General features: G+C 72.9%; 24 protein-coding genes. 15 read left to right on the top strand and 9 right to left on the bottom strand.

Annotation, left to right across the window (positions count from 1 at the left end):
• The first annotated feature begins 129 nt into the window (after nt 1-129).
• The 3 genes from E2B92_RS19550 to E2B92_RS19540 all read left to right on the top strand — a co-directional run bounded on the left by E2B92_RS19550 (nt 130) and on the right by E2B92_RS19540 (nt 3,447).
• Nucleotides 130-1,227 (top strand): PP2C family protein-serine/threonine phosphatase, encoded by a 1,098-nt coding sequence (locus E2B92_RS19550; RefSeq protein WP_126885072.1) that lies wholly within the window; start codon nt 130-132, stop codon nt 1,225-1,227.
• Nucleotides 1,228-1,498: 271 nt separating this feature from the next.
• Entirely contained in the window at nt 1,499-2,839 is a 1,341-nt protein-coding gene (locus E2B92_RS19545; RefSeq protein WP_126885071.1) for a transcriptional regulator, read from the top strand.
• 77 nt (nt 2,840-2,916) lie between these two features.
• Complete coding sequence (locus tag E2B92_RS19540) at nt 2,917-3,447, top strand: NUDIX hydrolase (protein ID WP_126885070.1); 531 nt, start codon at nt 2,917-2,919, stop codon at nt 3,445-3,447.
• A 48-nt stretch (nt 3,448-3,495) separates the two neighbouring features.
• Here E2B92_RS19540 and E2B92_RS19535 read toward each other — a convergent pair whose 3' ends face one another.
• Both E2B92_RS19535 and E2B92_RS19530 read right to left on the bottom strand, forming a co-directional pair.
• On the bottom strand, nt 3,496-3,753 hold the full coding sequence (locus tag E2B92_RS19535; RefSeq protein WP_126885069.1) for a hypothetical protein: 258 nt from the start codon (nt 3,751-3,753) through the stop codon (nt 3,496-3,498).
• Nucleotides 3,754-3,882: 129 nt separating this feature from the next.
• The gene (locus tag E2B92_RS19530; protein WP_185923577.1) at nt 3,883-4,746 is read right to left on the bottom strand and encodes a 3-hydroxybutyryl-CoA dehydrogenase; all 864 of its coding nucleotides are present in this window, start codon (nt 4,744-4,746) and stop codon (nt 3,883-3,885) included.
• Nucleotides 4,747-4,915: 169 nt separating this feature from the next.
• Between E2B92_RS19530 and E2B92_RS19525 the strand changes: the two genes are divergently transcribed.
• Nucleotides 4,916-6,181: a glycoside hydrolase family 10 protein gene (locus E2B92_RS19525; RefSeq protein ID WP_126885067.1), complete on the top strand. Its 1,266-nt coding sequence runs from the start codon at nt 4,916-4,918 to the stop codon at nt 6,179-6,181.
• A 51-nt stretch (nt 6,182-6,232) separates the two neighbouring features.
• Here E2B92_RS19525 and E2B92_RS19520 read toward each other — a convergent pair whose 3' ends face one another.
• Entirely contained in the window at nt 6,233-6,427 is a 195-nt protein-coding gene (locus tag E2B92_RS19520; protein ID WP_126885066.1) for a DUF1918 domain-containing protein, read from the bottom strand.
• A 138-nt stretch (nt 6,428-6,565) separates the two neighbouring features.
• Here E2B92_RS19520 and E2B92_RS19515 point away from each other — a divergent pair, with 138 nt between their 5' ends.
• Both E2B92_RS19515 and E2B92_RS19510 read left to right on the top strand, forming a co-directional pair.
• Complete coding sequence (locus E2B92_RS19515; protein ID WP_126885065.1) at nt 6,566-7,039, top strand: GNAT family N-acetyltransferase; 474 nt, start codon at nt 6,566-6,568, stop codon at nt 7,037-7,039.
• A 7-nt stretch (nt 7,040-7,046) separates the two neighbouring features.
• On the top strand, nt 7,047-8,204 hold the full coding sequence (locus tag E2B92_RS19510; protein ID WP_126885064.1) for a methyltransferase: 1,158 nt from the start codon (nt 7,047-7,049) through the stop codon (nt 8,202-8,204).
• Nucleotides 8,205-8,212: 8 nt separating this feature from the next.
• Here the strand turns inward: E2B92_RS19510 and E2B92_RS19505 are convergent, their stop codons facing one another.
• From E2B92_RS19505 to E2B92_RS19495, 3 genes are read right to left on the bottom strand one after another with little or no spacing between them, the layout of a single operon-like run.
• Nucleotides 8,213-8,704 carry a cupin domain-containing protein gene (locus tag E2B92_RS19505; protein ID WP_126885063.1) on the bottom strand — a complete coding sequence of 164 codons (492 nt, stop codon included), beginning with the start codon at nt 8,702-8,704 and terminating at the stop codon, nt 8,213-8,215.
• A 49-nt stretch (nt 8,705-8,753) separates the two neighbouring features.
• Complete coding sequence (locus E2B92_RS19500; RefSeq protein WP_126885062.1) at nt 8,754-11,519, bottom strand: hypothetical protein; 2,766 nt, start codon at nt 11,517-11,519, stop codon at nt 8,754-8,756.
• Nucleotides 11,461-12,453, bottom strand: coding sequence for a hypothetical protein (locus E2B92_RS19495; protein ID WP_126885061.1), 993 nt, complete (start codon nt 12,451-12,453; stop codon nt 11,461-11,463). The genes E2B92_RS19500 and E2B92_RS19495 overlap by 59 nt, the downstream gene beginning before the upstream one ends.
• 229 nt (nt 12,454-12,682) lie before the next feature.
• On the opposite strand from E2B92_RS19495, the gene argC reads away from it, so the two are divergent.
• Genes argC through E2B92_RS19470 form a run of 5 tightly spaced genes read left to right on the top strand, consistent with a single transcriptional unit; the run spans nt 12,683 to nt 17,492 of the window.
• Nucleotides 12,683-13,711 carry an N-acetyl-gamma-glutamyl-phosphate reductase gene (gene argC, locus E2B92_RS19490; protein WP_126885060.1) on the top strand — a complete coding sequence of 343 codons (1,029 nt, stop codon included), beginning with the start codon at nt 12,683-12,685 and terminating at the stop codon, nt 13,709-13,711.
• Nucleotides 13,708-14,859 (top strand): bifunctional glutamate N-acetyltransferase/amino-acid acetyltransferase ArgJ, encoded by a 1,152-nt coding sequence (gene argJ / locus E2B92_RS19485; RefSeq protein ID WP_126885059.1) that lies wholly within the window; start codon nt 13,708-13,710, stop codon nt 14,857-14,859. Before argC ends, argJ begins: the two co-directional genes overlap by 4 nt.
• Entirely contained in the window at nt 14,856-15,755 is a 900-nt protein-coding gene (gene argB / locus E2B92_RS19480; RefSeq protein WP_126885058.1) for an acetylglutamate kinase, read from the top strand. Before argJ ends, argB begins: the two co-directional genes overlap by 4 nt.
• Nucleotides 15,752-16,948 (top strand): acetylornithine transaminase, encoded by a 1,197-nt coding sequence (locus tag E2B92_RS19475; protein ID WP_126885057.1) that lies wholly within the window; start codon nt 15,752-15,754, stop codon nt 16,946-16,948. Before argB ends, E2B92_RS19475 begins: the two co-directional genes overlap by 4 nt.
• Nucleotides 16,949-16,955: 7 nt before the next feature.
• Entirely contained in the window at nt 16,956-17,492 is a 537-nt protein-coding gene (locus tag E2B92_RS19470; RefSeq protein WP_064068099.1) for an arginine repressor, read from the top strand.
• A 13-nt stretch (nt 17,493-17,505) separates the two neighbouring features.
• On the opposite strand, the gene E2B92_RS19465 is transcribed toward E2B92_RS19470, so the two are convergent.
• Entirely contained in the window at nt 17,506-18,192 is a 687-nt protein-coding gene (locus E2B92_RS19465) for a L,D-transpeptidase family protein (protein ID WP_126885056.1), read from the bottom strand.
• A gap of 158 nt (nt 18,193-18,350) precedes the next feature.
• Here E2B92_RS19465 and E2B92_RS19460 point away from each other — a divergent pair, with 158 nt between their 5' ends.
• Together E2B92_RS19460 and argH are read left to right on the top strand one after the other, a co-directional pair.
• Nucleotides 18,351-19,544 (top strand): argininosuccinate synthase, encoded by a 1,194-nt coding sequence (locus tag E2B92_RS19460; RefSeq protein ID WP_126885055.1) that lies wholly within the window; start codon nt 18,351-18,353, stop codon nt 19,542-19,544.
• 86 nt (nt 19,545-19,630) lie between these two features.
• Nucleotides 19,631-21,058: an argininosuccinate lyase gene (gene argH / locus E2B92_RS19455; RefSeq protein ID WP_126885054.1), complete on the top strand. Its 1,428-nt coding sequence runs from the start codon at nt 19,631-19,633 to the stop codon at nt 21,056-21,058.
• Between the two features lie 12 nt (nt 21,059-21,070).
• Here the strand turns inward: argH and E2B92_RS19450 are convergent, their stop codons facing one another.
• Nucleotides 21,071-21,577, bottom strand: a complete 507-nt coding sequence (locus E2B92_RS19450; RefSeq protein ID WP_126885053.1) for an HAD domain-containing protein — start codon at nt 21,575-21,577, stop codon at nt 21,071-21,073.
• 86 nt (nt 21,578-21,663) lie between these two features.
• Between E2B92_RS19450 and E2B92_RS19445 the strand changes: the two genes are divergently transcribed.
• Both E2B92_RS19445 and E2B92_RS19440 read left to right on the top strand, forming a co-directional pair.
• Nucleotides 21,664-22,215 (top strand): TetR/AcrR family transcriptional regulator, encoded by a 552-nt coding sequence (locus E2B92_RS19445; RefSeq protein ID WP_126885052.1) that lies wholly within the window; start codon nt 21,664-21,666, stop codon nt 22,213-22,215.
• Complete coding sequence (locus E2B92_RS19440; RefSeq protein WP_126885051.1) at nt 22,212-23,756, top strand: MFS transporter; 1,545 nt, start codon at nt 22,212-22,214, stop codon at nt 23,754-23,756. The genes E2B92_RS19445 and E2B92_RS19440 overlap by 4 nt, the downstream gene beginning before the upstream one ends.
• A 92-nt stretch (nt 23,757-23,848) precedes the next feature.
• Here E2B92_RS19440 and E2B92_RS19435 read toward each other — a convergent pair whose 3' ends face one another.
• On the bottom strand, nt 23,849-24,520 hold the full coding sequence (locus E2B92_RS19435; protein ID WP_126885050.1) for a lysophospholipid acyltransferase family protein: 672 nt from the start codon (nt 24,518-24,520) through the stop codon (nt 23,849-23,851).
• Nucleotides 24,521-24,749: the final 229 nt, after the last annotated feature.

Here is a 24,749-nt window from a genome sequence, read left to right as displayed (position 1 = left end):
CCATGGCCGGAACACCGGCCATGGCCCTCACTCGTTCGAGTGGGAAGTCTGGTGGACTTTCCCCCGGGGCGTGGACGATCGACAGAATCGTCCCGACCGCGAGGAGGGGCCTGGAGAAGGGCGGTCCGCATGCCGCGTACGCGTTCCCCGCTTCGTACGCCCCCCTGGCTTCGTCGCCTCGCCCCGGCCGCCCCGCTCGCGCTGCCCGCCCTGTGGGGCGCCGTCGCCGTGCTGTGGAAGCTCACCTGCCCGATCGCCCAGCAGGAGGGGACGGCCACCCGGATCGCCACCAGCGCGGTCTTCCTCACCGTCGGCACCGGACTGGTGCTGGGCGTGCGGTGCGGGCTGGTCCGGGAGCTGAAGCAGGTCCGGGAGGTCGCCCTGGCCGCCCAGCGGGTCCTGCTGCGCCCCCTCCCGCCCAGGCTGGACGGGCTGTCCGTCGCGGCGGCCCAGCTCTCGGTGTCCCGGGGCGCGGCCGTGGGCGGCGACCTGTACGAGGCGGTCGCCACCCCGCACGGGGTACGGGTCGTCATCGGGGACGTCCGCGGTCATGGCCTGGCCCCGCTCGGGGCGGTCGCCGCCGTGCTGGGCAGCTTCCGGGAGGCGGCGCACGACGAGCCCGAACTGGCGGACGTCCTTAGGCGGCTGGAGCGGGCACTCGGGCGGCACGTGCGGGAGCGGGCAGGGGAGGAGCACCCGGCGCCGGGCGGGCGGGACCCGCAGGGCCCGTCGGCGGAGGAGTTCGTCACCGTACTGCTCCTGGAGATCCACCCGGACGGTGCCGTGCTGGCCCTCAACTGCGGGCACCCGTGGCCCTACCGACTGGGCGGTGCGCGGGCCGAACCGGTCGCGGACACGGCCCCGTTGCCGCCGCTCGGCGCCTTCCCGCTGCCGGACGAGCTGCCCGCGCACCGGTGCGCGACGCTGCCGCCCGGTGAGGCGCTGTTCCTGCACACCGACGGCGCCGAGGACGCCCGGGACGCCTCGGGGCGGTTCTTCCGCCTCCAGGACGTGCTGGAGGAGGCCCAGCGCGGTGCGCCGGTGCCCCCGGCGGCCCTGATCCACCGGGTGCACACGGCGCTGCTCCGCCACACCGGCGGGCGGCTCACCGACGACGTGGCACTGATGGTCGTGCGCAACGACCGTGGCGACGACCGTTCCCGGGTGCCGGCGCAGTCCGCGGACCCCGGGCTGCGCCGTACCCGTCCTGCACCCTCCCCTCGGTAGCGGCTCGGCGGATCGGACGGTGCGGCCGGCGCCGCCCGCCCTGCCGCGGAGTGTCGGGCAGATCCGGCAGGACGGACGGCTCCTGCGCGGGCCGTCGCACTGTACGAGGGGGAGCCGACGGCCCGGCCGCCTCTGTGAGAGACCGCCCAGTCAACCGGCGCCGGGAGCATGGCGGCAGAGCACGCGGGGCACGGATACGGGCATTCCGTTCACACCCCGTGCGAACCCGGCTCCACTACGCTGGGCTCACCGAGGCACCGGAGGGGCACCCATGCAGCCCAACACCCTGCTCGACGCCCTGCTCGACGAGGCGGGGATATCGCACGCGGGCCTGGCCGCCCACGTCAACCAGGCCGGCCGGGCGCGAGGTCTGGCACTGCGGTACGAACACACGGCCGTGGCACGCTGGTTGAAGGGCCAGCGGCCGCGCGGCCAGGTGCCGGACCTGATCTGCGAGGTGCTCGGGGCCCGGCTGCGCCGCCCGGTCACCCTCGACGACATCGGGCTGGGCGTCCCCGGCGAGGCGGCCGTCACGCACGGCTCCCCGCTGTCCGGCTTCGTGGAGCGGGCCACCGCCCTGTGGCGCTCCGACGAGCAGCAACGGCCGCACATACTGGGCGCTCCGGCGGTGACCGGCACGCCCGCCGTCATGCCCGTGTGGGAGTGGGAGAACCCCCCGGAGGACGCGGACGTCTCGCGCGACGGTCAGACCCGCGTCAGCATGTCCGACATCACCATGCTGCGGGCCGCCCGGGCGCACTACGAGCTGATGTACCGGCGGGCGGGCGGGATCGCCACCCGCTCCCGGATCGTGGGCTTCCTCAACACCGAGACCGCGCCGCTGCTGCGCGGCGGCTACAACGACGCCCTGGGGCGCCAGTTGCACCGGGCGACCGGCGGACTGGTGGCGGTGGCGGGGATCTGCGCGTACGACTCGGACGCCCACGGCCTGGCGCAGCGCTACTTCCACCAGGCACTGCGCCTGGCCAAGGCGAGCGGGGACCGGGGGCTGGGCGCGTACGTGATCGCCCTGCTGGTCAACCAGTCGCTGTTCATGGGGGAGTACCGGCAGGCGGTGGCGTTCGCGGAGGCGGCGCTGCGTACCGCCGGGGCGCAGATCACCCCGGCGCTCGCCGCCGACCTGCACGCGATGCAGGCGAAGGCGTACGCGCACCTCGGCGACGGGTCCGGCGCGCTGAGATGCATCCGGCGCGCGGAGTCGGAGGCGGAGCGCATCCGGCCCGGCCACGAGCCGGACGAGACCGGGTACGTCCAGCCGGGTCTGGTCAACGTGCAGGTCGCCGAGGCGCTGTTGAGCCTGGGGGACCTGGACGGCGCGCGGGAGCACGCCGCGGCCGCCGTGCGCTCCCCGGCGCACGACCGGGGGCGCGTGCACCGGCTGGCCATGCTGAGCCAGATCGAGCTGCGCCAGGGAGAGGCGGACCGGGCGGCGCAGACGGCCGCCGAGATGGCCGAGCGGGCGCGGGGGATGGAGTCACAGCGGTTGCGGGACCGGCTGCGTGAGGTGCGGGAGCACCTGGTGGCCAGCGGGTGCAGCGACGCGGAGGAGGCGGCCGGTCTCATCGACGGGGCCCTGCGCGTGCCGCTGTGACCTAGCCGTGCGACGTTCCGTCGCACCGGTGGGCCTGCTGCGATATTGCCATCTACTTGTCGGAAGGTGGCAGAAACGTGCAGTGGACGAACCTGAGTGAGCAAACCATCTATGAAAACCGCTGGTTCAAAGTCAACCTGGCGGATGTCGCACTCCCCGACGGCCGGCACCTGGACCACTTCCTCATCCGGATGCGCCCGGTCGCCGTCGCGACCGTCGTCAACGAGGCCAACGAGGTGCTGATGCTCTGGCGGCACCGCTTCATCACCGACAGTTGGGGCTGGGAGCTCGCCGCCGGGGTCGTCGAGGACGGCGAGGACATCGCCGCCGCGGCCGCCCGGGAGATGGAGGAGGAGACGGGGTGGCGCCCGGGGCCGTTGCAGCACCTGTTGACCGTCGAGCCGTCCAACGGCCTGACCGACGCCCGCCACCATCTGTACTGGGCGGAGGACGCGACCTACACGGGCCACCCGGAGGACGACTTCGAGTCGTCCCGCCGCGAGTGGATACCGCTGAAACTCGTCCCGGACATGATCGCGCGGGGCGAGGTCCCGGCCGCCAACATGGCGGCCGGGCTCCTGATGCTGCACCATCTCCGGCTCGGCTGATCCGGCCCGTCCGGTCCGGCGCGGCCGAGTCGCTCGGCCGACGCCGTCTCAGTTCCCCAACGCCTGCCAGACCGCCACCGCCAGGGCGCCCACGGCGGTGAACGCGGACACGGCGGGAAGCGGCCACTTGGCCTGCTCCAGCGCCGCGACGCGCGCGGCCAGATCGGTCAGATCACGGTCGATCTGGCCGTGGCGCTGGGCGAGCAGCGCGAGCTGCCCGTCGATCCGGGCGAGCCCGACGTCGAGACAGCGGCGCAGCTCTGCGAACTCCTCGACGGCCGTTAAGTGATCGGGATCGGTGGTCACGGTTTCCGCTCCTGTTCGTCGACTGCGGCGGCTCCGAGTCAACCCCTCCCGGTCGTGCGGGGGGAGCGTGTGCGAAGGGCATATGCGAACACGCTCCGCACACCCCGTGCGAAAGTTCGTCGCTCTCCGTCACGAACCGTACGGGTAGAAGCCGGAGCCGGTCTTCCGGCCCAGGCGCCCGGCGTCCACCATGCGCTGGAGCAGCGGGGGAGCGGCGTACAGCGGCTCCTTGTACTCGGCGTACATCGAGTCCGCGACCGAGGCGACGGTGTCCAGGCCGATCAGGTCGGCCAGCTTCAGCGGGCCCATGGGGTGGGCGCAGCCCATCTCCATGCCGTTGTCGATGTCCTCGCGGCTGGCGATGCCCGACTCGAACATCCGGATCGCGGAGAGGAGGTACGGGATCAGCAGCGCGTTCACCACGAAGCCGGAGCGGTCCTGGGCGCGGATCGCGTGCTTGCCCAGCACCTTCTCGACCATCGCCTGGGAGCGGCTGATCGTGCCCTCGGAGGTGGTCAGCGCCGGGATCAGCTCGACGAGCTGCTGCACCGGGGCGGGGTTGAAGAAGTGGATGCCGATGACCTGGTCGGGGCGGGAGGTCGCCACGGCCAGCTTGACCAGCGGGATGGAGGAGGTGTTCGAGGCGAGGATCGCGTCCTGACGGGTCACGACCTGGTCGAGGACCTGGAAGATCTCGGTCTTGACCTGCTCGTTCTCGACCACCGCCTCGATGACCAGGTCACGGTCGGCGAACTCGCCGAGGTCGGTGGTGAAGCTGAGCCGGGCGAGCGTCGCGTCGCGCTCCTCCTCGGTGATCTTGCCGCGCTCGGCGGCCTTGGAGAGCGAGTTGTACAGCCGGGTACGGCCGATCTCCAGGGCCTCGCCGGTGGTCTCGGCGACCTTGACCTCCAGGCCGCTGCGGGCACACACCTCGGCGATGCCCGCGCCCATCTGGCCGCAGCCGACCACTCCGACGCGTTCGATGTCGGTCACATCGTGCCTTTCGCTGATCTTCCATGCGGCAGGACTCCCGTGTGATTCCGGCGCCCGCCTCGACCCCACGACGTTACTCCGTTCGCGCGGGTGGAGGACGTTCCGGGGCGGGCATGCTCTGCGGGGACAGGGAGAAAGCCGGAGCAACGCTGGTGTAAGGGGCATATGAATGCGGCATATCGGCAGAAGGAGCCTGGCGGCGGCCGCGGCCGGGGCGGTGGCGTCGATGTGGGCGACGGCGGGCGCGGGAGCGGCGCCGCGGCCCGGGCGCGCGCGTCACAGGGGCGGCGCGAAGCGCGGGGCGGCCGGCAAGGAGTTCCGGGGCATGTGGCTGGCGACCGTCGCCAACCGTGACTGGCCCTCCCGGCCGGGCTTGCCGGCCGAGCGGCAGCGGGCCGAACTGCTCGCTTTCCTCGACACGGCGGTGGAGCGGCGGCTGAACGCGGTGGTCTTCCAGGCCCGGCCCACCGCCGACGCCCTGTGGCCCTCGCCGTACGAGCCCTGGTCGCAGTACCTCACCGGCGTCCAGGGCCGGGACCCGGGCTGGGACCCACTGGGCACCGCGGTGGCCGAGGCGCACGCCCGCGACCTGGAGCTGCACGCCTGGTTCAACCCCTACCGGGTCGCCAACCACACAGATCCGTCCCGGCTGGCGGACGGCCACCCGGCGCGGGTCCACCCGGACTGGGTCCTGCCCTACGGCGGCAAGCTGTACTACAACCCGGGGCTGCCCCAGGTGCGGCGCTTCGTCCAGGACGCGATGCTCGACGCCGTACGCCGCTACGACATCGACGCCGTGCACTTCGACGACTACTTCTACCCCTACCCGGTCGCCGGCCAGTCCTTCGCCGACGACGACACCTACGCCGCCCACGGCGCGGGCTTCCCCGACAAGGCCGCGTGGCGGCGCGACAACATCGACCGGCTGGTGCGGGAGATGTCCGAGTCGATCCGGGAGATCGACAAGGACGTCCGGTTCGGGATCAGCCCTTTCGGCGTCTGGCGCAACGCCGCCATCGACCCGCTCGGTTCGGACACCCGGGCGGGCGTGCAGACGTATGACCACCTGCACGCGGACACCCGCAAGTGGGTGAAGGAGCGCTGGATCGACTACGTGGTGCCGCAGCTCTACTGGCACATCGGGTTCGCCACCGCCGACTACGCCACGCTGGTGCCCTGGTGGGACGACGTCGCCCGCGGCACGAACGTGGACCTGTACGTGGGGGAGGCGCTGTACAAGGCCGGTGACCCGGCGCAGCCCGCGGCCTGGCAGGACCCTGCCGAGCTGTCACGCCACCTCGCGCTGGCCGCCGAGCACCCGCGGGTGCGCGGCCATGTCTTCTTCTCCGCCAAGGAGGTCGTGACGGACCGCATCGGGGCCATGGCCAGGGTGGTGGCGGATCACTACCCGACGCCGGTCCGCCCACCGGGCTAGCCGGGACGGGCCGGCTCCCGGGGCCGGTCGCGTCTGCCGGAGCGGGCCGGACTAACCGGGCTCCTTGTGGCGTACGACGCTGTCGGGGCCCGGGGACATCAAGGCTTCGTGTCCGTCGTCGGTGAAGCGGACACGGTACGGAGGTGTTCCGTCCGGCCCGAGCACTTCAATGACCTCGGCGGTCCTGTCGTGCTGGCCGACGACCCTGCCGTGCACCAGCAATGTGTCGCCCACAGTCGCGTGCATCGAGTGACCTCCTCGCGACGTTTTGCCCTGATTGTCGTTCCGTATGGGGAGTCTACGTCCGCAGGTGTGGTCCGCGTCACTCGAGGAAGCCGTTCGGCCGACTTCCACCGGGCGTGCCCGTCCTGCCAGAGTCCGATCATGGACGAGACGACGACAGCCCCGGACGCGCCCCTGGACGCGTACGAGATCTCCACCGACGCCGCCCGCCTGGACCGTGCCCGCATCCACCACTGGCTCTCGACCGACACCTACTGGGCGACCGGCCGCAGCCGCGACAAGCAGGACCGCGCCATCGACGGTTCGCTCAACTTCGGGGCGTACGAAGTGGCCTCCGGCGAACAGGTCGCCTACGCCCGCACCGTCACCGACCACGCCACCTTCGCCTGGCTGTGCGACGTCTACGTCGACCGCCCGGTCCGGGGCATGGGCCTGGGCACCGCGCTGGTCGAGGCGGTCCGCGACCACTTCGCCCCGCTCGGCGTCAACCGGATCATGCTCGCCACCCATGACGCGCACGACGTGTACGCGAAGATCGGCTTCCGGCCGCTGGACGTCCCGGACCACTGGATGGCGCTCCCGTTCCCCGAGCCTCCGGGCCACCGGCTAGCCTGAGCGGACGATGAACCGTTTGACCACGTCATGGGGCGATTACGCCCTCGCCCGCTTCCCCGAGGACCCGCGCGACCGGCTGCGTGCCTGGGACGCCGCCGACGAGTACCTGCTGCGGCACCTGCAGGAGGCCCCGCTCCCCGGCCGGGGCACCGTGGTGGTGGTCGGCGACCGGTGGGGCGCCCTGGTCACCTCCCTCGCCCGGCACCGCCCGGGGCAGGTCGTCCAGATCACCGACTCGTACCTCGCCCGCGAGGCCACCCGGGCCAACCTCGCCCGCACCGGGCTCGACGAGAAGTCCGTCCGGCTGCTGACCACCAGGGACACCCCGCCGGAGCGCGTCGACGTCCTGCTGGTCCGCGTCCCCAAGAGCCTCGCGCTCCTGGAGGACCAGCTCCACCGCCTCGCCCCCGCCGTGCACGCCGGGACGCTCGTCGCCGGCACCGGCATGGTGAAGGAGATCCACACCTCCACGCTCGCCCTCTTCGAGCGGATCATCGGCCCGACCCGCACCTCCCTGGCCGTCCGGAAGGCCCGGCTCATCCACACCACGCCGGACCCCGCCCTGCCGCGCACCCCCAGCCCCTGGCCGCACCGCTACGCCCTGCCCGGGGACGCCCCGGCCGCCGTCGCCGGCCGGACCGTGGTCAACCACGCCGGCATCTTCTGCGCCGACCGCCTCGACATCGGCACCCGCTTCTTCCTCCAGCACCTGCCGCGCGGGCTCGGCGGCTCCCGGGTCGTCGACCTGGGCTGCGGGAACGGCGTGGTCGGCCTCGCCGTGGCACTGACCGACCCCGGCGCGCAACTGCTGTTCACCGACGAGTCGTACCAGGCCGTGGCCTCGGCCGAGGAGACGTTCCGGGCCGGTGCCGCGCCCGGCGCCGAGGCCGAGTTCCTGGTGGGCGACGGACTCACCGGCGTACCCGCCGGCTCCGTCGACCTGGTCCTCAACAACCCGCCGTTCCACAGCCACCAGGCGACGACCGACCTCACCGCCCGGCGGATGTTCTCCGGCGCCCGCCGCGCACTGCGCTCCGGCGGCGAGCTGTGGGTCGTGGGCAACCGGCACCTCGGCTACCACGTGACGCTGCGCCGCGTCTTCGGCAACTGCGAGGTCGTGGCGAGCGACCCGAAGTTCGTGATCCTCCGGGCGGTCAGGACGTAACCGGCCGCTCACTCCTCCGGCAGGCGCGTCCCGCAGCGCCCGCAGAAGCGGACGTCGGACCCGTCCGGCGCGAGCCGCCCGCACTCGGGGCACACCCGGTGGAGCAGGCACGCCGCCTCGCCGCCCTCGGGCGCGGCGGCGGAACGGATCGTGAGCCCCGGCCGCCGGCGGTGCACCGTCAGGTACGTCAGCCCGCCGGGGCCCGCCACGACACCGCGCCGGGCGCCGCGCGGCAGCCACACCACCGACCCCGCCGCCAACGGCTGCTCCCCGCTCCCGGTGTCGAGCCGCCCCTCGCCGTCCACCACGTACAGGAACACGTCCAGATCGGGCTCCACGTGCGCCGGGACCCGGGTGTCCGGCGTAACCCGGATCAGGTTGGCGTCGAGCTGCCGCCCGTCGGCCGCGAGCCGCCACAGCGCGCCGCCCCGGCCCGCGGGCACGTCATGGAACAACTCGCCCGCCCGGGCCACTTCCGCCGCCTCTCCGTTCCCCGTCACCGGTTCCTCCACACGTGCGCCTGTCCACCGGACTGTGAGGAAGCGGATGCTACCCGCCCGCGGGCATGGTGCCGGACGCCTCGCGCCGGGAAGCGTGCACCTGCAAGGGCTCCGGCTCCCTTTGGTCGAGGTGCCTCATGAGGGTCCACTGCCTGGGTGCGCGGGGGAGCCATGTGGGCTCGTCGTGCTCGCCGTCCGACGCGCCCGAGTCGGGCCGGAACACGAGGAGTTCGTCCAGGACACCCACCATCAGGTCCGGAATCTCCGCGGCGAGCAGATCGGCCGCGGTCCACCAGGCGTCGAGCCGCAGGGCCCGCACGAGGAGGCGGTGCGCGCGGGGCGTGTCGCTCCGCCGAGCCACCCCCACGAGGGCGACGGCCTGCCAGCGCGGGAGGGTGATCGCCCGGGCCAGTGCCTCGGCCCGGTCGGCACGCCCCGACCGCGCCAGCCCCTCCACGGCCTGTGCCAGGGCACGGTCCCGGCACCACGGAGCGGCGATCGTCCCGGCCACCGCCTCGACGCCCTCGACGTCCCCCTGCCGCGCGAGTGCCAACGCCGCGTCCGTCCGCGCCAGGCAATGGTGCGAGTCCGGGCCTCCCTCCGCCCGCGCGAGTTCCGCGGCCCGCCCGGCGAGTTCCGCGGCCCGGTCGGAGCGGCCGCAGCGCGCCCATGTCTCCGCCACCTCCGCCAGCCCCGTCGTCACGGGCTTCCACCTCCCGTAGTCGGTGTGGGTCCCGATGACGTCCTCGGCCTCCTGGACGAGGAGCCGCGCCTGCTCACTCTCCCCGGCGAGTGCCCGGCCCGTCGCCAGCTCCAGCAGGGCATCGGTGCGCAGGCCGAGGTCCATGACGCCGCGCGCGAGCCGGGCGGCACGGTCCGGATCGCCGAGCCGCGCGACCAGCGCCGCCACCGCCCGGACGTGTGCGCCCGCGTCGGAGTCCCGGCCGGCGACCCACTCGGCCAGGGCCACCGCCTCGCCCAGGGCCGACCGGGCGTGTCCGGTCTGCCCCACGGCCATGCGGGCCGCCGCCACCTCGGCGAGGGCCTGCGCGCGCGGCCCCACCGTGGGCGTCGCCCGCGCCGCGGCCTCGGCCTCGTCCAGCACGGGCCGGGCCCCCGGGGTGGCCCCGGCCCTCGCCATCCCCTCCACGACCGCTGCCAGTGCCCGTGCCCGCGGCGCCGGTGAGGTGATGCCCGCCGCCACCGCGTGGGCGCGGCCGGTGTGCCCCCGGGCGGCGATTCCCGTGGTCACCTCGGCCAGCGCGTGGGCCCGTACGTCCGGATCGGTGATCGTACGGGCCAGGGCCTCCGCGCGGTCGCTCTCGCCGGTCCACGCCAACGTCACCGCCACTTCGGCGAGTTTCCGGCGGGGCAGCCCCGACCGCCCGGCCGCCCGGGCGACGGTCTCCGCCTCCCGCACCGAACTCCGGGCGCGGTCGCCGCGCCCCAGCCGCGCCCAGACGTCCGCTTCCCACACCAGTGCGGACACGGGCCGCAGCCGCATGCCGGACCGGATCAGCGCTCCGGAGCGGAGGGCGAGGTCCTCGGCCCGCTCCATCCGCCCCAGGCGCACCCATCCCGCGACCACGGCGACCAGCGACCTGGCCTGTGCCCTCGCCCTGTGCGTGTCACCGGTTCCCGCTCGCGTGAGCGCGTCGGCCTCCCGCAGCAGCCTCTCGGCGCGTCCGGCGTCACCCGCCCGAGCCGCCGCTGCCGCGACTTCGGCGAGTGCCAGGGACCGCAGTTCGGCCTCACCCACGGTCCGTGCCTGCTCGTCGGCCTCACGGGCCAGGTCGGCGCCGAGCTCGTCGTACCCGTGGCGCTCGAGCTCCGCCGCCACTCGGGCCCTGACCATCGCCCCGACGCGGGTGATGGTCAGGGCGGCGGTCTCGGCGCCATCGATGTCGCCCGCCCATGCCAGCGCGCGCGCCGTCGTGGCGGCCCAGTGCGGCAGTTCGTCGCCCGTCGTCTTCTGGCGACGTTCCTTCGCCCGTGTCTCGAGCTCACGGGCGAGCGACTCCACACGCTCCACGTCGCCGAGACGCGCCCACGCGCGGGCCACCGCCCGCACCGAGAGCATCAGCTCGTAGGCCGTGCCGAAGCCGGCCCGGGCCGCGCACTCGGCTTCGCGGGCCAGCTCCCGTGCGCGCCGGACGTGACCCGCCTCCGCCCACGCCTCGGAAACGCGCGCCAGGGCTTCCGCCCGCGCTTCCGGCCCGGTGACGGACCGCGCGGCGGCCTCGGCCTCGTCGGCGACCTCTTCCGCACCGGGCGCGTCGGGCCCGGCACCCGCCCGGGCCTCGGCCAGCGCCTCGCTCAGGGTGGCGAGCGCCCTGGCCCGACGGCTCGGGTCGGGGAGTGACCGGGCGAGGGCTTCGGCCCGCACGGGGTGCCCCAGGCGCGCCCACACGGCCGGAAGGCGCGTGGGTATCCCGCGATTGCGGTCGGTGAGGGCGTCCCGCCGGACCGCCAGCAGGGTCATGGTGCGCAGGTCCGGCGGCTCCCGGCCGAGGAGCGCGTCCTGCGCGGCGCCGATCTCCGCCAGGGCGGCGGCGTCACCGCCGGTCACGTCCAGCAGGGCGCGGTGGCGGTCCGCGTCCAGGGCGCAGGCGACCATCCGGGCCGACTCGCCGTGGGCGTGCAGCACGCGGAAGTATCCGACGAGCAGATACTCGGGGGTTCCGGCCGGCCAGGCCGCACGGCGCCACCCGTCCGCCCAGGCGTGGATGCGGTCACGGTGGGCGCTCAGCCGCGCATCACCCAGGAAGCGCGTCGCCGCCTCCTGGAGTTCCTCGTGGGCCAGCAGGTACATCACCGGCCGTCGTCGCGGGACCGGAGGCCCCCAGGGCCGGCCGACGGGTGAAGGTGCGGCCGGCCGCGGTACGCAGGCAGTCGTCGACCTCCCACTCCTGCCGGCCCGTCAGCTCCGCCAGGTCGCGGCCGCTGAGCCCGCCACCGGCGGCCGTCACCAGGCCCACCAGTTCCCGCTCGGCGGTGGAGCCGCGCAGCAGGCGGCCCAGTTCCAGCGACGCCTCCCTGCGGATGCCCAGCGCGTGCGGGGACGCCTCCAGAGTGCGCCGGACGCCCGGAGCCCGCAGGGGGTGCTTGGCCGGGACGTCGAGGGGCAGGGAAGGGCTGAAGCGCCCCGAGACCACGACGCGCATGCCGTCCGCGGGGCGTGCCGGGAGCAGGGCGGCGATGCTGTGGGAGCCGGCGCCGAGGTCCTCGTCGATGCCGTCCACGACGAGAACGAGCCTCTGCCCCTGGCGGCGGCAGTGGTGCGCTGCCGCGTCGAGCAGGGACCACAGGTGCGCGGTGCGGGTGGCGGCCGTCCAGTGCGACGGGACGGGCTCGCCGAGAAGCGCCGCCACCTGCTCGATCACGACGTCGAGGAAGGCTTCCCGGTCGCTCTGGGCCGCGAAGCGCGCGGTGACGAAGAAGGAGACGATCCGGGTGCCGGGCGGGGGGTGCAGGACGAACCAGGACAGCAGGGCGGTCTTCCCGGCCCACGGCGTGGCCCGCCACCACAGGTAGGCGTCCCCCTCGGGGCGGGTGCAGAAGTCCGCCAGCTCCGCCAGTTCCGCCTCCCGGTCCTCGAGCGCCTCGGGGGCGATCGCCCGTACCTGGTGGAGGTAGGCGGACCGGGCCGGGGGGAGCGCGGTGGCGAACACGTTCACCTGGACGTTGCCGTCCCCGATCTGCACCGCCCGGGCGCCATGGGCGTCGATCCGGCGTTCCTCCGCGCTCACGCTCCGCCCGGCTCCCGCGGAACCACCGCCATCCCGCCCCCCTTGGTCGACAAGGCACCACCTTGCGGTGCACGCTGCACGCAGCGGTACCAATGTGCCTCGGAGGGCGGACCCCGCACCAGAGCGCGCGGGCACGTGACCGGCCCGCCGCGCCGTCCGGCCTCCCGGCTCGGGCTTTGCATAAAACTGCAAGGCTGCGTATAGTCATGCCATCGACGAGGAGGGTCCGATGGCAGTACGAGCAGCAGTGGCGGGCGCGAGCGGGTACGCGGGAGGAGAGGTGCTCCGTCTGCTCCTCGGCCACCCCCGGGTCGAGATCGGCGCCCTGACCGGCCACTCCAACGCCGGGCAGACCTTCGGCGCGCTCCAGCCGCACCTGCTGCCGCTCGCCGACCGGGTGCTGGAGCCCACCACGCCCGAGGCCCTCGCCGGTCACGACGTGGTGTTCCTCGCGCTGCCGCACGGCCAGTCGGCCGCCGTGGCCGAGCGGCTCGGCGACGACGTGCTGGTCGTCGACATGGGCGCCGACTTCCGGCTGAAGGACGCGGCCGACTGGGAGGCGTTCTACGGCTCCGCGCACGCCGGCACCTGGCCCTACGGCCTCCCCGAGCTGCCGGGCGCCCGCGCCGCGCTGGAGGGGTCCAAGCGCATCGCGGTGCCCGGTTGCTACCCCACCGCCGTGTCGCTCGCGCTCTTCCCCGCGTACGCCGGCGGGCTCGCCGAGCCGGAGGCGGTGATCGTCGCCGCCACCGGCACCTCCGGCGCGGGCAAGGCGCTCAAGCCGCACCTGCTCGGCTCCGAGGTCATGGGCTCCATGAGCCCCTACGGCGTCGGCGGCGGCCACCGCCACACCCCCGAGATGATGCAGAACCTCTCCGCGGTCGCCGGTGAGCCGGTCACCGTCTCCTTCACGCCGACCCTCGCCCCCATGGCACGGGGCATCCTCGCCACGTGCAGCGCCAGGGCGAAGCCGGGCACCACGGCCGAGGACGTCCGGGCCGCCTACGCCAAGGCGTACGCCGACGAGCCGTTCGTCCACCTGCTGCCCGAGGGCCAGTGGCCCGCGACGGCGTCCGTCCAGGGTTCCAACGCCGTTCAGGTGCAGGTCGCCCTCGACCCGGCGGCGGGCCGCATCATCGCGATCAGCGCCATCGACAACCTCACCAAGGGCACCGCCGGCGGCGCGGTGCAGAGCATGAACATCGCCCTCGGCCTCCCCGAGGAGACCGGGCTTTCCACGACAGGAGTCGCACCGTGAGCGTCACGGCAGCAAAGGGATTCACGGCCGCGGGCATCGCCGCCGGGATCAAGGCGAACGGCAACCCGGACCTGGCCCTCGTGGTCAACAACGGGCCGCGCCGCGCCGCCGCGGGCGTCTTCACCTCCAACCGCGTCAAGGCCGCGCCCGTGCTCTGGTCCGAGCAGGTGCTGAAGGCCGGCGAGCTGACCGCCGTCGTCCTCAACTCCGGTGGCGCCAACGCCTGCACCGGCCCCCAGGGCTTCCAGGACACCCACGCCACCGCCGAGAAGGTGGCGGAGGTGCTGGACATCGGCGCCGGCGAGGTCGCCGTCGCGTCCACCGGCCTCATCGGCGTCCTGCTGCCCATGGACAAGCTGCTGCCCGGCGTCGAGAAGGCCGCGAAGGAGCTGTCCGAGCACGGCGGCGAGAAGGCCGCCATCGCCATCAAGACCACCGACACCGTCCACAAGACCTCCGTGGTCGGCAAGGACGGCTGGACCGTCGGCGGCATGGCCAAGGGCGCGGGCATGCTCGCCCCCGGCCTCGCCACCATGCTCGTCGTCATCACCACCGACGCCGACGTCGACGCCCCGGCGCTCGACAAGGCGCTGCGCGACGCCACCCGCGTCACCTTCGACCGGGTCGACTCCGACGGCTGCATGTCCACCAACGACACCGTCCTGCTCCTGGCCTCCGGCGCGTCCGGCGTGACCCCCGCGTACGCGGACTTCGCCGAGGCCGTGACGAAGGTCTGCGACGACCTCGGCCGCCAGCTCATCGGCGACGCCGAGGGCGCGTCCAAGGACATCCGCGTGGAGGTGGTCAACGCGGCGAGCGAGGACGACGCCGTCGAGGTCGGCCGCTCCATCGCCCGCAACAACCTCCTCAAGTGCGCCATCCACGGCGAGGACCCCAACTGGGGCCGTGTCCTGTCCGCCATCGGCACCACGAGGGCCGCCTTCGAGCCCGACCGGCTCAACGTCGCCATCAACGGCGTCTGGGTCTGCAAGAACGGCTCCGTGGGGGAGGACCGCGACCTCGTCGACATGCGCTACCGCGAGGTGAGGATCACCGCCGACCTCGCCGCCGGCTCCGCGTCCGCCGTCATCTGGACCAACGACCTCACCGCCGACTACGTCCACGAGAACAGCGCCTACTCCTCATGAGCACTCGCAAGCACACCGCCCTGCCCAAGGCGCAGACCCTCATCGAGGCGCTGCCCTGGCTGACGCGCCATCACGGCAAGACCGTCGTCATCAAGTTCGGCGGCAACGCCATGGTCGACCAGGAGCTGAAGGCCGCCTTCGCCCAGGACGTCGTCTTCCTCCGCCACGCCGGCCTCCGGCCGGTCGTGGTGCACGGCGGCGGCCCGCAGATCAGCGCGGCGCTGGACCGGCACGGCATCATCAGCGAGTTCAAGGCCGGTCTGCGGGTCACCACCGAGGACGCCATGGACGTCGTACGGATGGTGCTGGCCGGACAGGTCCAGCGCGAACTCGTGGGGCTGCTCAACGAGCACGGCCCGTTCGCCGTCGGCATGACCGGCGAGGACGCCCACACCATCACCGCCACCAAGCACCGGCCGCGTATCGAGGGCGAACTCGTCGACATCGGCCGCGTCGGTGAGATCACCTCGATCGACACCGGTGCCATCGAGGCACTGCTGGACAACGGCCGCATCCCGGTCGTCTCGTCGATCGCCCGTTCCCAGGACGACGGACATGTCTACAACGTCAATGCTGATACGGCGGCTGCGGCACTCGCTGCGGCGCTGGGTGCCGAAACCCTGATGGTCCTCACCGACGTCGAGGGCCTCTACGAGGACTGGCCGCACAGCGACGAGGTCATCAGCCGCCTCACCGCCACCGAACTGGAGAAGCTGCTGCCCGAGCTCTCCAGCGGCATGGTCCCCAAGATGCAGGGCTGCCTGCACGCCGTGCGCAACGGCGTCACCACCGCCCGCGTGATCGACGGGCGGGTGCAGCACTCCATCCTGCTGGAGATCTTCACCGACGAGGGCATCGGCACGATGGTCGTGCCGGACGGACAGGGGGAATCATGACCGGCAACGAAGACCTGACGCAGCGGTGGCGGGGCGCGCTGATGGACAACTACGGCACGCCCCGGCTCCCCCTCGTACGCGGTGAGGGCGCCAGGGTCTGGGACGCGGACGGCACCGAGTACCTCGACTTCGTCGGGGGCATCGCCGTCAACGCCCTCGGCCACGCCCACCCGGCCGTCGTGGAGGCGGTGTCCCGCCAGGTCGCCTCCCTCGGTCACGTCTCGAACCTGTTCGTCGCCGAGCCGCCGGTCGCCCTCGCCGAACGGCTGCTCCAGCTCTTCGGCCGCCCCGGACGGGTCTTCTTCTGCAACTCGGGCGCCGAGGCCAACGAGGCCGCCTTCAAGATCGGCCGCCTGACCGGTCGGACGCACATGGTCGCCACGACCGGCGGCTTCCACGGCCGGACCATGGGCGCCCTCGCGCTCACCGGCCAGCCCGGCAAGCAGGAGCCCTTCCTGCCGCTGCCCGGGGACGTCACGCACGTCCCGTACGGGGACGCGGAGGCGCTGCGCGCGGCCGTCACCGAGAACACCGCCCTGGTCGTCATCGAGCCCATCCAGGGTGAGAACGGCGTCGTCGTCCCGCCGCCCGGTTACCTGAAGGCCGCCCGCGAGATCACCCGCGCCACCGGCACCCTGCTGGTGCTCGACGAGGTGCAGACCGGCATCGGACGGTGCGGCCACTGGTTCGAGCACCAGGCGCACGGCGTCGACCCGGACATCGTCACGCTCGCCAAGGGCCTGGGCGGCGGCCTGCCCATCGGCGCGACCGTCGCCTTCGGGGCGGCGGCCGACCTGCTGGGGCCCGGCCACCACGGCACCACCTTCGGCGGCAACCCCGTCGCGTGCGCCGCCGGACTCGCCGTACTCGACACGCTCGCCGCCGGTTCCGCGCTCGACGAGGTCAAGCGCCTCGGCGAGAAGCTGCGCGAGGGAATCGACGCCCTGAACCATCCGCTGGTCTCCCACGTCCGTGGCGCGGGCCTCCTGCTGGGTATCGTGCTCACCGAGCCCCTCGCACCCCAGGTGCAGCAGGCGGCTCAGGACGCCGGCCTCCTGGTGAACGCGCCCGCCCCCGATGTCGTACGGCTCATGCCGCCGCTGATCATCGGTGACGGCGAGGCGGACGCCTTCCTCCGGGCCCTGCCCGGCGTCCTCAGCAGCGTGAACGGGGAAGGACGAGCCGGAGAATGAGACGACGATGACCGACGCGCAGGACCTCGAGCACGGGGGGCCGTCCGTTCCGCAGACCCGCACCGCACGCCACCGCCGGATCGTGGACATCCTCAACCGGCAGCCGGTGCGCTCCCAGAGCCAGCTCGCGAAGCTCCTCGCCGACGACGGGCTGAGCGTCACCCAGGCGACGCTCTCCCGGGACCTCGACGAGCTGGGCGCGGTGAAGATCCGCAACACGGGCGGAGAGCTGATCTACGCGGTGCCCAGCGAGGGCGGTTTCCGCACCCCGCAGGCCCCGCTCGGCGAGTCGGCCAAGGAGGAGCGGATGCGCCGCCTCTCCGGCGAGCTGCTGATCTCCGCCGAGGCGTCCGCCAACCTGGTGGTGCTGCGTACGCCGCCGGGCGCCGCCCAGTTCCTCGCCTCGGCCATCGACCAGGCCGAACTGCACGCCATCCTCGGCACCATCGCGGGTGACGACACGCTCCTGCTCATCTCCCGCGACCCCGCGGGCGGCCAGGCGCTCGCCGACCACCTGTTGCGGCTGGCACAGAAGGAGCGCTAGCCACCGGGCGGCCTCAGTACCGCTCGATCGCCGTCCGGCCGCCCGCGCTGGTGCCGATCGCGATGTGCGGCCGGTGCCGGGGCCTGGCCCACGCCAGGATGCGCCGCATCGCGCCCGCCGGCACGGCCACGCAACCGGCGGTCGGGCCACGCCCCTTGACGTGCAGGAAGATGCCGGCGCCGCGCCCGCGCACCGGGCGGTCGTAGTTGAAGCCGACCACCAGCGCGTGGGCGTACAGCCGCCCGTACGTGACGAGGTGCTCGGCCTGTGCCGCACGGCAGTCGGCGGGCAGGCGCTCCACCCAGCGGTTGTACGCCCGCGACCGGTTGTCCTGGCACCACCAGGAGTCGCGGGTCACCCGGCGGTACCGCACGGCCGTGCCCGCCGGGGCCGGGCCGAGGCCGAAGGCGTACGGCAGCGGGTAGAGCCCCGCCGGTGTGGTGGACGTGCCCTGGCGCCGCCGCACCCCCTCCACCAGGCCGTTCGCCCCGAACCGCGCCACCGCCGACCCCGCCTTCACCCACCGCCCGTCGCGGCGGTCCCACCACGTCACCCTCCCGGTGGTGGCCCGGGCGTGCGGTGCCACGGCCGTGATCAGTTGTGTACCTCCGCCCGTGTCGGCCATCCGCGCGGGCAGCGGGGGCCGGTCGACGGGGGTGAGCGTCAGGAGCAGGGCCGCGAGGGCGAGACCGAGGCGCATGCCCCGGACCGTATGCGCCGCGCCCGCGGGCCGCTCCCCGGGCACGGCCGAACAGCCCTCTTCCCCGCCCGCTGCCGTCCCCTCGGCCCGGCGTTGACAAAACATACGGCGCTCTGCATAGTTATACCTGTCAGTGAATGCACCGTAAGGAGAAACCCGTGACCGAGCGCGTCGTACTCGCCTACTCGGGCGGACTGGACACCTCCGTCGCCATCGGCTGGATCGCCGAGGAGACGGGTGCCGAGGTCATCGCCGTCGCCGTGGACGTCGGCCAGGGCGGCGAGGACCTGGACGTCATCCGCAAGCGCGCGCTCGCCTGCGGTGCGGTCGAGGCGGAGGTCGCGGACGCCAAGGACGAGTTCGCCGACAAGTACTGCCTCCCGGCGATCAAGGCCAACGCCCTCTACATGGACCGCTACCCGCTGGTCTCGGCGCTCTCCCGCCCCGCGATCGTCAAGCATCTGGTCGCCGCCGCCAAGAAGCACGACGCCTCGATCGTCGCCCACGGCTGCACCGGCAAGGGCAACGACCAGGTCCGCTTCGAGGCCGGCATCCAGGCGCTCGGCCCGGACCTGAAGTGCATCGCCCCGGTCCGTGACTACGCGATGACCCGCGACAAGGCCATCGCCTTCGCCGAGAAGGCGGAGCTGCCGATCGCGACCACCAAGAAGTCGCCGTACTCCATCGACCAGAACGTCTTCGGGCGGGCCGTCGAGACCGGCTTCCTCGAGGACATCTGGAACGCGCCGATCGAGGACATCTACGAGTACACCTCGAACCCGGCCACCCCGCGCGAGGCCGACGAGGTCGTCATCACCTTCAAGGAAGGCGTCCCGGTCGCCATCGACGGCAAGCCCGTCACCGTCCTCCAGGCGATCCAGCAGCTCAACGAGCGGGCCGGCGCCCAGGGCATCGGCCGGATCGACATGGTCGAGGACCGGTTGGTCGGCATCAAGTCGCGCGAGGTCTACGAGGCGCCCGGCGCCATCGCGCTGATCACCGCCCACCAGGAGCTGGAGAACGTCACCGTCGAGCGCGAGCTGGCCCGCTACAAGCGGCAGGTCGAGCAGCGCTGGGGCGAGCTGGTCTACGACGGTCTGTGGTTCTCCCCGCTCAAGCGGGCCCTGGACGGCTTCATCAACGAGGCCAACCAGCACGTCACCGGTGACATCCGGATGACCCTGCACGGCGGCCGCGCGGTCGTCACCGGCCGGAAGTCCGAGGAGTCGCTGTACGACTTCAACCTGGCGACGTACGACTCGGGCGACACCTTCGACCAGTCCAAGGCGCAGGGCTTCATCGACATCTTCGCCCTGTCGGCGAAGATCGCCGCCAAGCGTGACCTCGCGTAATCACGACTCGTTCGACAGCCGCCTCCCCGTCCCCGTCCGGTGGAAGGGGAGGCGGTCGCACATCCCCACCCTCCCGAGGAGCAGAGTTGAGCAGCAACAACGGTGACGTCCGGCTCTGGGGCGGCCGTTTCGCCGACGGTCCCGCCGAGGCGCTGGCCAAGCTGTCGGCGTCCGTGCACTTCGACTGGCGCCTGGCGCCGTACGACATCGCCGGTTCCCGCGCCCACGCGCGCGTGCTCCACAAGGCGGGGCTGCTCACCGAGGACGAGCTGACGCGCATGCTGGCGGGCCTGGACGCGCTGGAGGCGGACGTCGCCTCGGGCGCCTTCGTGGGCACCATCGCCGACGAGGACGTCCACACCGCGCTGGAGCGCGGCCTGCTGGAGCGGCTGGGCCCCGACCTGGGCGGCAAGCTGCGGGCGGGCCGGTCCCGCAACGACCAGGTCGCCACGCTGTTCCGGATGTACCTGCGCGACCACGCCCGGATCATCGGCGGGCTCCTCGCCGACCTCCAGGACGCGCTCGTGGGCCTCGCCGAGGCGCACCCGGACGTCGCCATGCCGGGGCGTACGCACCTCCAGCACGCCCAGCCGGTGCTCTTCGCCCACCACGTGCTGGCCCATGTGCAGTCGCTGTCCCGGGACGCGGAGCGGCTGCGCCAGTGGGACAAGCGGACGGCGGTCTCCCCGTACGGCTCCGGCGCCCTGGCCGGTTCGTCGCTCGGGCTCGACCCGGAGGCGGTCGCGCAGGACCTGGGCTTCGAGAACGGCAGCGCGGGCAACTCGATCGACGGCACGGCGTCGCGCGACTTCGTGGCCGAGTTCGCGTTCATCACCGCGATGATCGGCGTGAACCTCTCCCGGATCGCCGAGGAGATCATCATCTGGAACACGAAGGAGTTCTCCTTCGTGACCCTGCACGACGCCTTCTCCACCGGCTCGTCGATCATGCCGCAGAAGAAGAATCCGGACATCGCCGAGCTGGCGCGCGGCAAGTCGGGCCGCCTGATCGGCAACCTGACCGGGCTGCTGGCCACCCTGAAGGCCCTGCCGCTGGCCTACAACCGCGACCTCCAGGAGGACAAGGAGCCGGTCTTCGACTCCTGCGACCAGCTCGAGGTCCTGCTGCCCGCCTTCACCGGAATGATGGCCACGCTCACCGTCAACCGTGAGCGGATGGAGGAGCTCGCCCCGGCCGGCTTCTCCCTCGCGACCGACATCGCCGAGTGGCTGGTCCGGCAGGGCGTGCCGTTCCGGGTGGCGCACGAGGTCGCGGGCGAGTGCGTCAAGGAGTGCGAGGCGCACGGCATCGAGCTGGACCAGCTCACCGACGAGCAGTTCGCCAAGATCTCCGAGCACCTCACCCCCGAGGTCCGCACGGTCCTCGACGTGCCCGGCGCGCTCGCCTCCCGCAGCGGCCGGGGCGGCACCGCCCCCTCCGCCGTCGCCACGCAGTTGGCCGAGGTCAAGGCCGACCTGGTGATCCAGCGCGCCTGGGCCACCGCCAAGCGGTAGCCCTCCCGCACGTCACAGCGCCGCCGCCCAGTCCGCGAGCGCGTCGAAGTCTCCCCGGAGCAGTCCGATACGGGGATCGACGTGCACCAGCAGGGCGGCGGCGAGGTGTTCGGCCTCCACCATCTCCCGGTCGTACACCGTGATGTCGTCGTCGACCCACGCGAACGGCCGCCCCGCCGCGTACGCGAGGATGTACTGCGTCTTCCAGAAGGTCCCGCGAGGGGCCTTTCCGTGCATCTGGGGCCAGTCGATGTACGGCAGCTCCGGCAGCCCCAGGTGCGGAGCTATCCACTCGTTGGCCTCGCCCTTCCAGGTGGTCGCCCACACCAGCTCGTAGAGGCTCGCCAGCCGCAGGAGCTCCTCGCCGTGTGCCGGGTTCAGCCACACCCGCAGCGGCTTCCCGTCGGTCCAGCCGGTGGGGCGCATGCGGTGGGTGGCATACCCCTCCGGTCTGCGCTGCGCCTGGGCGGCGTACGGGTTGAGCGGGCCGTCGACGTCGATCAGCAGCAGTGGCTTCATGCCGTTCAGCATCCTTCCTCGCCTCCGGGTGAGGCATCAGAATTTCGCGTGAGACATTCATGTCTCACATGGGTTATGGTTGTCTCATGACAGTCGACCGTGAGCAGGTGCTGCGCACCGCCGCCGCCCTCCTCTCCCGCAAGGCGACCGCCACCATGGACGAGGTCGCCCGCGCCGCCGGCATCGGCCGGGCCACGCTCCACCGGCACTTCGCCGGACGGGACGCACTGGTCCGGGCGCTGGAGGGGCTGGGCATCCAGGAGTGCGAGGCGGCCATCGAGGCGGCCCGGCTCGAGGACGGCACCGCCGAGGAGGCGCTGCGCCGGCTCGTCGCCGGACTGGAGCCGGTCGCGGGACTGCTCGCGTTCCTCGTCAGCGAGAACCAGCTCTTCGAGGGCGACCAGATGAACGAGGGCTGGGCCCGCCTCGACGCCCGGGTCGCCGCGCTCTTCCGGCGCGGCCAGGAGCGGGGCGAGTTCCGCATCGACCTCACGCCCGCGTGGCTCACCGAGGCGCTCTACGGCCTCATCGGCACCTGCGCCTGGGCCGTGCAGGACGGGCGGGTCGCCGGCAAGGACTTCCAGTACATGATCGCCGAGTTGCTGCTCGGCGGAGCACGCAGGAGCGTGGAGAGATGACCCGTACCGATCAGCTCACCGAGGAATCGGAGGTTCTGCGCAGTCCGGGCCGCTGGCTGGCACTGGCCGTACTGGTCCTGGCCGTGCTGCTGGTGGCTGTCGACGCCACCGTACTCGGTCTCGCGACTCCGTTCCTCAGCGAGGACCTCGAGCCGACCGGCACCCAGTTGCTGTGGATAGGCGACGTCTACTCGTTCGTCATCGCGGGACTGCTCGTCTCCATGGGCAGCCTCGGCGACCGCATCGGCCGCAAGAAGCTGCTGCTGACCGGAGCCACCGCCTTCGGTGCCGTCTCCGTGCTCAACGCGTACGCCACCAGCCCCGAGATGATGATCGTCGCCCGCGCGCTGCTCGGCGTCGCCGGCGCGACCCTCATGCCCTCCACGCTCGCGCTCATCCGCAACCTCTTCCACGACCCGCGCGAGCGCAGCCTCGCGATCGGCATCTGGGGCGCCATGGCCTCGGCCGGCGCGGCCGTGGGACCGGTGGTCGGCGGATTCCTGCTGGAGCACTTCTGGTGGGGCTCCGTCTTCCTGATCAACCTGCCGGTGATGGTCGTGCTCGTCGTCGTGGGCGCCAAGTTCATCCCCGAGTCCAAGAACCCGGCACCCGGCCCCTGGGACCTGCCCAGCGTCGCCCTGTCGCTCATCGGCATGATCGGCGTCGTGTACGCGGTCAAGGAGGCCGCCGCGCACGGGCTGCGCCCCGACATGGCCGTCGCCGCCGTCATCGGCGTGACCGCGCTGACCTGGTTCGTACGGCGCCAGCTCCGACTGGACGCGCCGCTGCTCGACATGCGGCTCTTCCACCACCGGGGCTTCTCCGGCGCCGTGCTCGCCGACCTGCTGACCATCCTGGGCCTGTCGGGACTGGTGTTCTTCCTCTCCCAGTTCCTCCAACTGGTCCAGGGACGTCCGCCGCTGGAGGCGGGCCTCGCCGAACTGCCCGCCGCCATCGGCGCGGTGACGGCCGGTCTGATCGCGGGCGCCGTCGCCCGGCGGTTCTCCGTGCGCTCGGTGGTGTCGGGCGGCCTCGCTGCGGTGGGCCTCGCGCTCGCCGTGCTCACCCTGCTCGACCGGTCCACCGGCTACCCGCTGCTCGGGGCGTCGCTGCTGGTCGTCGGCGTCGGCGCGGGCTTCGCGTTCACGGTGACCGCCGACGTCATCCTCTCGAGCGTCCCCCGCGAGCAGGCGGGCGCCGCGTCGGCGGTGTCCGAGACGGCGTACGAACTCGGCGCGGCGCTCGGCATCGCGCTCCTCGGCTCCATCGTGACCGGCGTCTACCGCGACTTCGTCACCCCGCCGGGCGTCCCCGAGGCCACCTCGGCGGCGGCGCACGAATCGCTGGGCGGCGCGGTCGAGGCGTCGGGCGGCCTGCCGGACGAGACGGCCGGCGCGCTGGTCACCGCCGCGCAGGACGCCTTTGTCGAGGGCCTGCGCATCGCGGCCGGCGTCGGCGCGGCCGTCCTGCTGGCGACGGCGGTCGCGGCCTGGTTCCTGCTGCGGGGCCAGAGGCTCGAGGAGGGCACCGAGCACCCGTAGCCGGTCCCGCCCCGGTGACACGACGGCGCCCCCGTACGGCACTCACGCCGCACGGGGGCGCCGCCCCGTGTCCCGCCCGGGGGCGGGGAGTCTTACGCCGCCTTCGCCTTCGTGGCGTACATGTCCACGTACTCCTGGCCGGACAGGCGCATGACCTCGGCCATCACCGAGTCCGTCACCGCCCGCAGCACGTACCGGTCGCGGTCCATGCCCTCGTAGCGGGAGAACTCCATCGGCTCGCCGAAACGCACCGTCACCCGGCCCGGACGCGGCAGGCCCGCCCCGCCCGGCTGGAGCTTGTCCGTACCGATCATGGCGAACGGCACCACCGGCGCGCCCGTCATCAGCGTGAGGCGCGCGATCCCGGTGCGGCCCCGGTAGAGGCGGCCGTCGGGGGAGCGGGTGCCCTCCGGGTAGATGCCGAAGACCCTGCCCTCCTCCAGCACCCGGCGCCCCGTCATCAGCGCGGCCACGCCGCCGTTCGCGCCGTCCCGGTCCACCGGGATCATGCCGACGCCGGTGAAGAACCACGCCATGAGCCGGCCCTTGAGACCCTTGCCCGTGACGTACTCGTCCTTGCCGATGAAGCAGACCTGACGGTCGCACACGATCGGCAGGACGATCGAGTCGATGAACGTCAGGTGGTTGCCCGCGAGGATGACCGGTCCGCTGCCCGGGATGTTCTCGGCACCCTCCACCCGGGGGCGGAACATCAGGCGCATGACCGGGCCGAGCACTGCCTTGATGAGCGCGAAGCGGGACAACGAGTCCTCCGACGAAGTAGCCGACCGAGTATGTGACCAAGTATGTGCAGGTGAGGACGATACTCGTGGGTCACCCGCGGGCGCACATCGGGTTCACCGACTTGATACGCGCTGTTGACCCATGTTTTCCCCACGTTCGTCCGGGGTCTCCCGTACGTAACGGACCGCTGCCTACGATCGGGCCTCGCTCGACGGACGCCGAGCACCTCGCTCAACCGTCCGAAAACGC

Source organism: Streptomyces sp. WAC05374 (assembly GCF_004353505.1).
Taxonomy (GTDB): Bacteria; Actinomycetota; Actinomycetes; order Streptomycetales; family Streptomycetaceae; genus Streptomyces.
Note: the sequence above shows the minus strand (reverse complement) of the source record. Positions and strands in the feature narration are given on the sequence as shown.

What these genes read in the sequence shown, in the direction of transcription:
- E2B92_RS19525 (WP_126885067.1), top strand. Translation starts at nt 4,916, where the DNA reads ATGCGGCATATCGGCAGAAGGAGCCTGGCGGCGGCCGCGGCCGGGGCG.
- argB (WP_126885058.1), top strand. Translation starts at nt 14,856, where the DNA reads ATGAGCACTCGCAAGCACACCGCCCTGCCCAAGGCGCAGACCCTCATC.
- E2B92_RS19465 (WP_126885056.1), bottom strand. Translation starts at nt 18,192, where the DNA reads ATGCGCCTCGGTCTCGCCCTCGCGGCCCTGCTCCTGACGCTCACCCCC.
- E2B92_RS19445 (WP_126885052.1), top strand. Translation starts at nt 21,664, where the DNA reads ATGACAGTCGACCGTGAGCAGGTGCTGCGCACCGCCGCCGCCCTCCTC.
- argC (WP_126885060.1), top strand. Translation starts at nt 12,683, where the DNA reads ATGGCAGTACGAGCAGCAGTGGCGGGCGCGAGCGGGTACGCGGGAGGA.
- E2B92_RS19545 (WP_126885071.1), top strand. Translation starts at nt 1,499, where the DNA reads ATGCAGCCCAACACCCTGCTCGACGCCCTGCTCGACGAGGCGGGGATA.
- E2B92_RS19475 (WP_126885057.1), top strand. Translation starts at nt 15,752, where the DNA reads ATGACCGGCAACGAAGACCTGACGCAGCGGTGGCGGGGCGCGCTGATG.
- E2B92_RS19440 (WP_126885051.1), top strand. Translation starts at nt 22,212, where the DNA reads ATGACCCGTACCGATCAGCTCACCGAGGAATCGGAGGTTCTGCGCAGT.
- E2B92_RS19450 (WP_126885053.1), bottom strand. Translation starts at nt 21,577, where the DNA reads ATGAAGCCACTGCTGCTGATCGACGTCGACGGCCCGCTCAACCCGTAC.
- E2B92_RS19510 (WP_126885064.1), top strand. Translation starts at nt 7,047, where the DNA reads ATGAACCGTTTGACCACGTCATGGGGCGATTACGCCCTCGCCCGCTTC.
- E2B92_RS19520 (WP_126885066.1), bottom strand. Translation starts at nt 6,427, where the DNA reads ATGCACGCGACTGTGGGCGACACATTGCTGGTGCACGGCAGGGTCGTC.
- E2B92_RS19550 (WP_126885072.1), top strand. Translation starts at nt 130, where the DNA reads ATGCCGCGTACGCGTTCCCCGCTTCGTACGCCCCCCTGGCTTCGTCGC.
- E2B92_RS19470 (WP_064068099.1), top strand. Translation starts at nt 16,956, where the DNA reads ATGACCGACGCGCAGGACCTCGAGCACGGGGGGCCGTCCGTTCCGCAG.
- E2B92_RS19515 (WP_126885065.1), top strand. Translation starts at nt 6,566, where the DNA reads ATGGACGAGACGACGACAGCCCCGGACGCGCCCCTGGACGCGTACGAG.